Here is a 668-nt window from a genome sequence, read left to right on the forward strand (position 1 = left end):
AATGATCTCGCCATGGCGCTTGGTCTCTGAACCGTGGCCGTGCTCCTGTTCCCGGACAACACCGTCCTGATCAACTTTGCGATCATCAACCGTATGGATCTGCTGGAGCGGTTGGCGAACGGCAACGGCCACTGGTGCGCCACCGTGGCATCGGAATGCGACTCGTCGGCGCAGAGACCCGGCCTCAGCGCGTTAGCCAACGCCAAGGACATCTTCGGGTCGCCCTGGTCCCCGGACGCGGCAGAACTCCAGGACGCGCGGCTCCTTCGCGAGAAACTCACGAGCCCAGGCGACAGCCCCTACCAGCACCTCGGTGAGGCCGAGACACTCGCAATCATGATCCGTCGCCGCGTGCAGGGCTTCTTCGTCACCGACGACAACGCCGCCGCACGGCTCGCCGCCCAGAACGGCATCCGGGTCGTCAGGACCTGGCACCTGCTGAGGGTCGCGACAAAGCAGGAATGGGTCGAGGCCGACGCCCTGTGGGGCTACGTCCAGACCCTCCGCACCCAACGGAGAGGCAGTCCCGCCGACGTCACCGACAGGTCTTCATTCGACAAGTGGCTGGCATCCTGACGTCAACCGCACTGCCGGGATGCTGGGTGGCGCGGGGTGGTGCGGGGTGTTTCCAGATGCCCCGATTCCGCCGATCGCCGAGGTCGTAGCAG

General features: G+C 65.7%; 1 protein-coding gene. It reads left to right on the forward strand.

What is annotated here, in order from left to right; genetic code table 11:
- Positions 1-33 precede the first annotated feature (33 nt).
- On the forward strand, positions 34-576 hold the full coding sequence (locus U9980_RS14065) for a hypothetical protein (protein ID WP_322754047.1): 543 nt from the start codon (positions 34-36) through the stop codon (positions 574-576).
- The last annotated feature ends 92 nt before the right edge of the window (positions 577-668 follow it).

Origin of the sequence: Protofrankia sp. Cr1 (assembly GCF_963555865.1) — a bacterium.
Classification (GTDB): domain Bacteria; phylum Actinomycetota; class Actinomycetes; order Frankiales; family Frankiaceae; genus Protofrankia.